The sequence below is a fragment of the Streptomyces sp. SID486 genome (assembly GCF_009865385.1).
Taxonomy (GTDB): Bacteria; Actinomycetota; Actinomycetes; order Streptomycetales; family Streptomycetaceae; genus Streptomyces.
Window position 1 is genome coordinate 1 of the sequence record NZ_WWJT01000267.1, and the last position, 9215, is coordinate 9215.

Below are 9215 nucleotides of genomic sequence, written 5' to 3' on the forward strand. Positions count from 1 at the left end.
AGGCGCCGGGCGGGCCACCGGCGGGGTCCGTCCGCCGCCGGACGGGCCCCGCCGGTGCCCCTGGTGTCCGCTCCGGGTCAGCCCAGGGTCTGGGCGGCCGTCGGGGAGGAGTCCTTCAGGAACTGCGAGCAGCGCTCGTACTCCTCCTGCTCGCCGATCGACTGCGCGGCGCGGGCGAGGGCGTGCAGGGCGCGCAGGAAGCCGCGGTTGGGCTCGTGCTCCCACGGCACCGGTCCGTGGCCCTTCCAGCCGTTGCGGCGCAGGGCGTCCAGGCCCCGGTGGTAACCCGTGCGGGCGTAGGCGTACGACTCCACGACCGAGCCCCGCTCGAACGCCTCGTCGGCCAGCTGGGCCCACGCGAGGGAGGAGGTGGGGCACTTGGCGGCGACGTCGGCCGGCGCGGTGCCCTGGGCGAGCAGTTCGCGGGGCTCCGGTTCGTCGGGCAGGTGGGTCGGGGGCGGACCGCCCAGGAGGTTCTGGTGAATCGTCATGGGTTCAGTCTGGCGCACGGCGACCTGCACGGCCGAGGCGCGGGGTACGGTCGCCCGTCCCGCGCCCGCGTCACCGCCCCGCCGGCACCCCGACGCCCACCCCGCGCCCGCCCTGGCCCCCACGACCGCGCGCCCCCGCGCCCGTTCCCGTCTCCGGGCGTACCCCTACCCCCGTCGCCCACCCTCCAGCGGCGGCGCGGTCACGCTGCCGTGGGTGCGGCACTGCGGGCGGCAGCACTCCGGTCCCGGACGGCGGACCAGGGCGAACGCCAGCACCGAGCCCAGCACCAGCACCCCGGAGCAGATCGGCATGGCCCGGTCGAACGCCGCGTCGAACGCCGGGGCCGACCGGTACGCCTCCGGCCCCATCCCGGCCAGCAGGGGCAGTGCCGCCACGGCCACCAGGCCCGCGGCCCGTGCCGCCGCGTTGTTGATGCCGCTGGCCAGACCCGCCCGGGCGGTGTCGACGGAGGCGAGGACCGTGGCGGTCAGCGGGGCGACCAGAGTGACCATGCCGGCCCCCATCACGAGCAGCGCGGGGAGCACGTCGGTGAGGTAGTCCGCGTCCTCCCCCACCCGCAGCATCAGCAGCATCGCCGCCGCGCACAGCAGCGGGCCGACCGTCAGCGGCAGGCGCGGGCCCGTGCGGTCGGCGAGGGCACCCGAGCGGGACGAGAACAGCAGCATCAGGGCCGTGGTGGGCAGCAGGGCGGTACCGGCGGCGAGCGGCGAGTAGCCCGCCACCACCTGGAGCTGGAGCGCGGTGAGGAAGAAGAAGCCGCCGAAGGCCGCGTACACGCACAGGGTGACGAGGTTGACGGCCGTGAACTGGCGCGAGGCGAAGATGTCCGGCGGCAGCATCGGCTCGTCGCGGTGCCGTTCCACGAACACGAAGGCCCCCGCCGCCGCGAGACCCGCCACCCCGCTCAGGACGACCGCCGGGGAACCGGTCCTGGCCTCGATGAGCGCGTACGTCACGAGGGCGAGGGCCAGGGCGCCCAGCCCGGCGCCGAGGATGTCGAAACGGCCGTGGACACGGCCGTCGCCCGACTCGGGCACGTGCCGGAGCGCGACCGGCACGCACAGCAGCGCCAGCGGCACGTTGAGCAGGAACACCCAGCGCCAGCCGGGCCCGGCCACCAGCCAGCCGCCCAGGAACGGGCCGACGGCGGCGCCGATGCCGCCGAAGCCGGACCACAGGCCGACCGCCCGGCTGCGGTCGTCGGGGTGGAAGGACGCCTGGATGAGCGCGAGGGAGCCGGGGGTGAGGAGGGCGCCGCCGACACCCTGCAACGCCCGGGCGGCGATCAGTACGGGCGGGTTCGGCGAGAGCCCGCACAGCAGGGAGGCGGCGGCGAACCACACGACTCCCAGCACGAAGACCTTGCGGCGGCCGAACCGGTCCCCGAGGGAGCCGCCCAGCAGGATGAGACCGGCCAGCGTGACCATGTACGCGTTGACCGTCCACTGGAGCGCGGCGAGGTCGGCGTCCAGGTCGCGGCCGATGCGCGGCAGGGCGACGTTGACCACGGTGGAGTCCAGCAGCGCCATGCTGGAACCGAGGATCGTGGTGAGCAGGATCCACTTGCCCTGGGACGAGGCCAGCCGGACATCGGGCATGCTCCCAGGTATACAGCGGGCCCGGCGGCCGTGACAGCCGCCGGGCCCGTTGCGGGACACCGCTTACTTGATCTTGGTGCCCGCCGAGCGCAGGTGCTGCGTGGCCTCGACGACACGCGCGGCCATGCTCGCCTCGGCCAGCTTGCCCCAGGTCCGCGGGTCGTAGGCCTTCTTGTTGCCGACCTCGCCGTCGATCTTCAGGACGCCGTCGTAGTTGGCGAACATGTGACCGGCGACCGGGCGGGTGAAGGCGTACTGGGTGTCGGTGTCGAGGTTCATCTTCACGACGCCGTTCTCCAGCGCGGTCTGGATCTCCTGCTCGGTGGAGCCGGAGCCGCCGTGGAAGACGAAGTCGAACGGGGACTCCTTGCCGAACCGGGCGGCGACGCCCTCGTTCAGCTCCTTCAGCAGCTCGGGACGCAGGACGACGTTGCCCGGCTTGTACACGCCGTGCACGTTGCCGAAGGAGGCGGCCAGCAGGTAGCGGCCCTTCTCGCCCAGGCCGAGGGCCTCGGCGGTGCGGATCGCGTCGTCGACCGTGGTGTAGAGGGAGTCGTTGATCTCGTGGGAGACGCCGTCCTCCTCACCGCCGGTCGGGGTGATCTCCACCTCGAGGATGATCCGGGCGGCGCGGGCCTGCTCCAGCAGCTCCTGCGCGATCTGCAGGTTGTCGGCGAGCGTCTCGGCCGAGCCGTCCCACATGTGCGACTGGAACAGCGGGCCGAGACCGGCGTCGACGCGCTTCTTGGAGAGCGCGATCAGCGGACGCACGTACCCGTCGAGCTTGTCCTTCGGGCAGTGGTCCGTGTGCAGCGCGATGTTGACCGGGTACTTCTCGGCGATGATGTGCGCGTACTCGGCGAGCGCGACCGCGCCGGTCACCATGTCCTTGCTGTACTGCCCGCCGAGGAACTCGGCACCGCCGGTCGAGATCTGGACGATGCCGTCGCTCTCAGCCTCCGCGAAGCCGCGCAGCGCCGCGTTCAGGGTCTGGCTCGAGGTGACGTTGATGGCCGGGTAGGCGAACTTGCCTGCCTTCGCCCGGTCGAGCATCTCGTTGTAGACCTCGGGGGTTGCGATGGGCATCTGTCCGCTCCTTGAGTGTGCGGGTCGGCGTGCTGCGTTACGGCCCTGACCTAGACCTTGGGGGTGACGTCATCGTCGCCCCCATCTTTCCAGACACGGGGCGCTGGTCCATGCCCCCGCCGGGTCCGGTCCGCGGAGGCGTGTCAGCCCGGATGTCAGTCCAGGCCCAGTTCGTCCTTGGAGAAGGCGAAGCGGTAGGGCACACCCGCGCCGGCCTCGATCTTCTCGGCGGCGCCGGTGGCCCGGTCCACGATGGTCGCGACGGCGACGACCTCGGCCCCGGCCTCGCGCACGGCCTCCACCGCGGTCAGCGGGGAGCCGCCGGTGGTGGAGGTGTCCTCCACCACCAGCACCCGTCGGCCCGCGATGTCCGGGCCCTCGACGCGCCGCTGCATCCCGTGCGCCTTCGCGGCCTTGCGGACGACGAAGGCGTCCAGCCTGCGCCCGCGCGCGGCGGCGGCGTGCAGCATGGCGCCGGCGACCGGGTCGGCGCCCATGGTGAGCCCGCCGACGGCGTCGAACTCCAGGTCCGCGGTCAGGTCCAGCAGCACCTGGCCGACCAGCGGGGCGGCCTCGCCGTCGAGGGTGACGCGGCGCAGGTCGACGTAGTAGTCGGCCTCCAGACCGGAGGAGAGGGTCACCTTGCCGTGCACCACGGCCTTGTCCTTGATCTGCTGCAGGAGGTCAGCTCGTACGTCCGTCATGCCGACCAGCTTAGAGGCGGCGCCAGCTCCAGGTGGTCGTGGCCTCCAGCGGCTCCAGCGGGGTGACCAGGCGCGGGTGGGTGTTCAGGCCGTTGGGCGGGCCGGTCTGCGGTTCGACGCACACGGCCTCGGCCTGCTCGTCGTAGACGACCACCCACTGCTCGCGGCTCGTCACCTTCAACTCCAGCCGTCCCGGCCAGGTGAGGGTGACGTCGACTCCGTCGGGCATGCCGAAGCAGTCGTCCCAGGGGCCCGGCTTCCGGTCGATCCGGTTGCCGGTGGGCAGGTGGTCGTCCCCGCGCTCCTCCTGCCAGGCGGGCGCGAAGTCGAGCCGGACGTCGGTGCCGCCGAGGCCGCGGTTGAACCAGGGGTGCCAGCCGATCTGCGCCGGGAAGGAGTCGTCGTACGTCTCCACGGACATCGTCAGGGTGAGGGCGTCCTCGGCGAGCGTGACGATCTGGGTGACCCGGCCGGCGTGCGGCCAGGGGTCCGACAGTTCGTGCGTGATCACCGCCTCGTTCCCGGTGACGCGCGCGGTTCGCCAGGCGCCGTCGCGTGCGGTGCCGTGGATGGCGTGCGGCGGGGCGTTGAGCGGCATCTGGCGGACGGTGGCGCCGTCCAGGAAGCGTCCGTCCCGGATCCGCCCGCACCAGGGCACCATCGGGAAACAGCCGTAGCGCTGTCCTTGCCTCAGCAGTTCCAGGGAGTCGACCTCGAGGCCGCTGATACGGCCGCCGTTGCCGGGGCTGACGCGTACCTCGGCGCCGCCCGCTGTCAGCGTGATGTCTTCGTTACTCACGGGATGACAGTACTGCGGGGACCGGCCGGGGCATGCGGGCATGTGGCGGTCGCCCGTGCGGCCGGCCGTGGCCCCGGACGGCGCCCGCGCTCGGCGGTGTCCGCGCGGGCCCGCGCTCAGCGGCGTCTGCGCAGTGCCTTGGACACGACGATCGCCGACGCCACGGCGAGGGCCGCCGCCGGTGCCGCCCAGCGCAGTGCCGACGTCGCCGTCATCGGCTGGGGGGCGGGGACGGGGGCGTACCGGCCCCGGGGCGGGGCGTGGTCGACCTCCTCGGCGCTGCGGCCGATCATCGTGCGGCGCGCGTGCGCGGCCTCGGCGGGCGGTTCACCGGTGTCGGCGAAGTCCCCGGTGGACCGGTCCGGGTACTGGGCACCGGCGCCGGCACCCGCCTCCCCGTCCGGGTCCGATTCCGGGTCGGATTCCGGTTCCGGCCGCTGATCCGGTTGCGGTTCCGGCTGCCGATCCGGTTGCGGTTCCGGCCGCCGGTCCGGTTGCGGGTCCGGGTCTGATTCCGGGTCCAGGGACGGCGGGGGGACCTCCGTGTCGAAGACGGAAGGGCGTCCGGCCCCGGAGTCACCACCCGCACCCGGCACGGCGTCCGTGCTCCCGGGCTCGGCCCCGGCTTCGTCCGGCTCGGGCCGCCGCTCGTCCCGGTCCGCCGCCAGGCCCTCCACGCACCGGTCCAGCAGCCTGGTGGCCGCCGAGGTCACCGCGTCCGACGGCAGTTCGGCGATCCGGCCGTCCGCGTCGGCCGTGCCCTCGACCGTGACCGTGCAGCCGCCGTCGGCGTCCGCGAGGCGCAGGGTCAGGGCGAGCTTGACCGAGCCGGTGCCGCGGGCCTCGGTGGCGTCGCCCTCCACGGCGTACGTGCCGTCCTCCCGGGCCGTCACCCGCAGGGCGCCCCGGTAGGTGACGGAGTGCCCGCCGACGCGCAGCTTGAGCCGTCCGGCGATCGGTTCGGCACCGGCGTCCTGCTGCAGGCCCGGGACCGCCCGCGCGACGCGTCCGGGGTCGGCCAGCGCGGCGCCGAGCCTCTGGGCGGGGACCGGGACGAACACCTGGTGCTCCATGTCCGCTGAGCCTACCCAGTAGTGACCGGAACTCACCCGGCCGTGAAGGCGACAAGCGCTCAGTAGCGCGGATGCACCAGCGTCGACGCGGGCAGTCCGGTGATCCGGGTCCGCCGCGCCGCCTGCCCGTCCGCCGCGAGCCCGGCCGGTGTCAGGGTGGGCGGGCGGTCCGCGCCCAGCCGCAGGGGCGGTGGGGTGGGCCCCGGCGCCGCCAGCAGGAAGCCCCAGTCGCACGGCGGCCGGGCGGCCCCCGTCGGGCGGTCGGGGCCGGTCGCGGAGCCGGAGTCGCGGCCGGTCACCCGGTAGGGGGAGACCGCGAAGCCGGCCGTGCGCAGGGTCGCCGCGACCGTCCAGTACGCGCGGGGGCGGGTGCCGACGGGGCCGGCGTGCACCGCCAGGCGGCCGTCCGCGGCCAGCACCCGGCGGGCCAGGCCGTAGAACTCCTGGGAGTACAGCTTGGTGCTGGCGGTGATCCCCGGGTCGGGCAGGTCGGCGATCACCACGTCGTACGCCGGCCCGCGCGCGGTCCGCAGCCAGGCGAGGGCGTCGGCGGTGGCCACGTGGACCCGCCGGTCGGCGAGGGCGCGGCCGTTGGCGGCGGTCAGGCCGGGGCCCCGGCGGGCGAGGCCGACCAGCCCCGGGTCGAGGTCGACGACATCGACCCGGCGCACCCCCCGGTGGCGCAGCACCTCGCGGGCGGCCAGGCCGTCCCCGCCGCCGAGGATCAGGACGCGGGCGTGCGGGCCGGCCAGGGCCGGGTCGACCAGGGCCTCGTGGTAGCGGTGCTGGTCCCGGCCGCCGACGCGCAGGCGGCCGTCGAGGAAGAGGTCGAGTGGCCGGCCGTGGGTGCCGCCGGACAGGACGACCTCCTGGACGCCGGTGCGCACGGCCACCCGGACGTCACCGCCGTACACGGCGCGGCGCGCGGCCCGTTCGAAGTCGTCGGCGAGGGCGGCGGCGGAGCCGAGGACGCCCAGGACGACGAGCCCGGCGACCAGGAGCGTCCAGCGGGCGCGCCGGCTGAGGTCGCGGCGGAAGAGGCCGAGGACGAGGGCGCCGCCCGCGACCACGTTGACCGCTCCGGTCAGCAGCGCTCCGGTCAGCTGGCCCAGGAACGGCAGGAGGAGGAAGGGGAAGGCGAGGCCGCCGACCAGGGCGCCCACGTAGTCGGCGGCGAACAGGTCGGCCACCGCGCCGCCCGCGTCCTGCCGGCGGATGCGCTGGATCAGTTCCATGAGCAGCGGGACCTCGGCGCCGATGAGCAGGCCGATGGCGAGGGAGAAGGCGACCAGCAGGCAGCGCGGCCCGTCGGCCCACATCCCGCCCCAGCCGGCGGTCCAGGCGAACACCGCGTACAGCGCCATCGCGCTGCATCCGCCGACCAGCGCGAGGACCGACTCGACCGCCCCGAAGCCGGCCGCGGCGTGCCAGCGCAGCCGCTTGGCGCCGAGGGAGCCGATGCCCATCGCGAACACCATCACGGACAGCACCACGGACGCCTGGGTGACCGAGTCGCCGATCAGGTACGAGGCGAACGCGACCAGTTCGAGTTCGTACACGAGTCCGCAGGCCGCGCAGACGAAGACGCAGACGAGGACCAGGAACCGCCCGGTGCCGGGCCGGACGGGCAGCCGTGCGGGGCCTGTCCAGCTTGGCGGGGCGCCCGGAGGCGCGGGGGCGTGCGGTTCGATCACGCTGCGACGTTACGTCACGCACTCGCGACGCTTCGTCACCCACACGTGTGGAAAAGCGGGCAGTTGACGCGCGGCGGGTTTATATCGGTGCGAAGTGATCGGCGGGCCGGGCCACGGGCACCCGCCTCCCGACCCTGGTCCGGGTGGCGACCAGCTGCCCGTCCTGCGGGTAGGCGTGCCAGGTCCGCCAGTGCACCTGTCCCTCGTGCCGCTGGGCGAGCATCGCGGTGAAGGCGTGCGGGCTGCCGGGGAAGACGCCGGCGAGGCCGTGCGGGTGGTCGGAGACGAGGGCCAGCAGTTCCTGGGCTCGGCCGGCGAACGATCCGGGGGTGAGCACCTCCACGCGGGCGGCGAACTCGTACTCCCAGTCGTCGACCCGCTTGGCGACGCCCAGCGGCAGCGGGGTGCTGGAGCCGGGGATGCAGGCGACCGTCTCCGAACAGCGGCCGCCCTCTTCCTCCAGGAGCACCTGGTGGGATGCCCCGAGCAGGCGCAACTGGAGTTTGGAGCCGGTGAGTTCGAGGTCGAGGGTGGCCAGGGCGGGCAGCGGTTCGCGGCCCAGGGTCCAGGCGAGGTCGGCAGCGCGCGTATCGGTGTAGGAGGTGTTCAGGGTCGTGAGCATGGATCGGCTCCGCTAACACGCAATGAGGGGGAGTTCGGCCATGTCAGCCCAGCCGGCCCGGCCGGGTGGGGAGTCAGTGGGGACGTCCGAGGGGCTGCGTTGGCGATTTAGAGGGAATCATGAACAGAGGCGACGCCACAGCGTTTTTACCCAACTTCGTGCGGTTTCCATCCCTCAGAGGGCTGCACAGTTCAACTGTTCAACCAGAGCGCGCGCCGAGCGCGGGGAACGAGCGAGGCGGGCGCCGGGAACGAGCGAGGCGGGCGCCGGGAACAAGTGTGGCGAGCGCGGGGAACGAGCGCCCGGCAGCTGAGCGCGGGCGAACGGGCCCGCAAGGCCGGCCGCGAGAAACAAGCGTGGCGAGTGTGGGGAACAAGCGTGGCGAGCGCCCGCCGGACGTCCTGCCCGGCGGCCGCCCGCCCGTGTGCGGCCCGGATGCGGTCCCCCCGTTCCGGAAGCTCAGCTGCCCCGTGTCAGCTGCCTCCGCCGCATCCGCCCCCGCCGCCGCACGAGGAACCCCCACCGCACGACGATCCCCCGCCGCAGGACGAGGAGCCACCGCAGGATGAGGAACCTCCGCAGGAGTGCCCGCCGTGGTGTCCGCCGTGGCCCCCCGAGGAGCCGGAGTCACCGCCACCGACCCACCAGCCGGCCGCGCCCGCGTCGCCCGCGTAGGACGACGAGGACGACGAGGACGACGACCGCCGGTACGAGCCCCGTCGTCCGCCGCCGCCCTTGCCCAGCGACACCCTGGCCCGCCGGTTCCGCCGGGCCTGGCTCGCCGCGATGATGCCCACCACGGCCACCGCCAGGATGATGCCCCCGATCACGCTGTCGCTCACGGCGTCCCCCTCCTTCCGTTCCCCCGAAGCGGCCCCCCGTGGGCGCCTCGCCGGCACCGCGTCTCGCGCGGTGCCGGGGGGATGCCCGGCCGGTACGGCGCCGAAAGCAGAGTTGAGCAACTTCTGAGCATCGTCACTCGGAACATGTCCCTGACCTGCACGGATTGGCAAAACAGGGGTCCTAGGCGACGGACGGACTACTGCGATGTCGGGAAGACCGGCGGACCGAATGCAACGGGATCGTGCCAAGGCTGCCCACTGATAACCCACGACACGTTCAACCG

General features: G+C 73.9%; 9 protein-coding genes. All 9 read right to left on the reverse strand.

Annotated elements, in window-relative coordinates; all coding sequences use genetic code 11:
* Positions 1-77 precede the first annotated feature (77 nt).
* Entirely contained in the window at positions 78-491 is a 414-nt protein-coding gene (locus tag GT045_RS13275) for a DUF3151 domain-containing protein (RefSeq protein ID WP_161295866.1), read from the reverse strand.
* Positions 492-656: 165 nt separating this feature from the next.
* The gene (locus GT045_RS13280) at positions 657-2111 is read right to left on the reverse strand and encodes an MFS transporter (RefSeq protein WP_161334287.1); all 1455 of its coding nucleotides are present in this window, start codon (positions 2109-2111) and stop codon (positions 657-659) included.
* 63 nt (positions 2112-2174) lie between these two features.
* The gene (gene fbaA / locus GT045_RS13285; RefSeq protein ID WP_161290262.1) at positions 2175-3197 is read right to left on the reverse strand and encodes a class II fructose-bisphosphate aldolase; all 1023 of its coding nucleotides are present in this window, start codon (positions 3195-3197) and stop codon (positions 2175-2177) included.
* 155 nt (positions 3198-3352) lie between these two features.
* Entirely contained in the window at positions 3353-3901 is a 549-nt protein-coding gene (gene pyrE / locus GT045_RS13290) for an orotate phosphoribosyltransferase (RefSeq protein WP_161290260.1), read from the reverse strand.
* A 10-nt stretch (positions 3902-3911) separates the two neighbouring features.
* Positions 3912-4700 carry an aldose 1-epimerase gene (locus GT045_RS13295; RefSeq protein WP_161290258.1) on the reverse strand — a complete coding sequence of 263 codons (789 nt, stop codon included), beginning with the start codon at positions 4698-4700 and terminating at the stop codon, positions 3912-3914.
* Between the two features lie 116 nt (positions 4701-4816).
* The gene (locus GT045_RS13300; RefSeq protein ID WP_161334288.1) at positions 4817-5773 is read right to left on the reverse strand and encodes an SRPBCC family protein; all 957 of its coding nucleotides are present in this window, start codon (positions 5771-5773) and stop codon (positions 4817-4819) included.
* Between the two features lie 59 nt (positions 5774-5832).
* Positions 5833-7467 carry a polyamine aminopropyltransferase gene (locus tag GT045_RS13305; RefSeq protein ID WP_161334289.1) on the reverse strand — a complete coding sequence of 545 codons (1635 nt, stop codon included), beginning with the start codon at positions 7465-7467 and terminating at the stop codon, positions 5833-5835.
* A gap of 79 nt (positions 7468-7546) precedes the next feature.
* On the reverse strand, positions 7547-8089 hold the full coding sequence (locus GT045_RS13310) for a DUF2617 family protein (RefSeq protein ID WP_161334290.1): 543 nt from the start codon (positions 8087-8089) through the stop codon (positions 7547-7549).
* A gap of 473 nt (positions 8090-8562) precedes the next feature.
* Positions 8563-8931, reverse strand: a complete 369-nt coding sequence (locus tag GT045_RS13315; RefSeq protein WP_202527947.1) for a hypothetical protein — start codon at positions 8929-8931, stop codon at positions 8563-8565.
* Between the last annotated feature and the right edge of the window lie 284 nt (positions 8932-9215).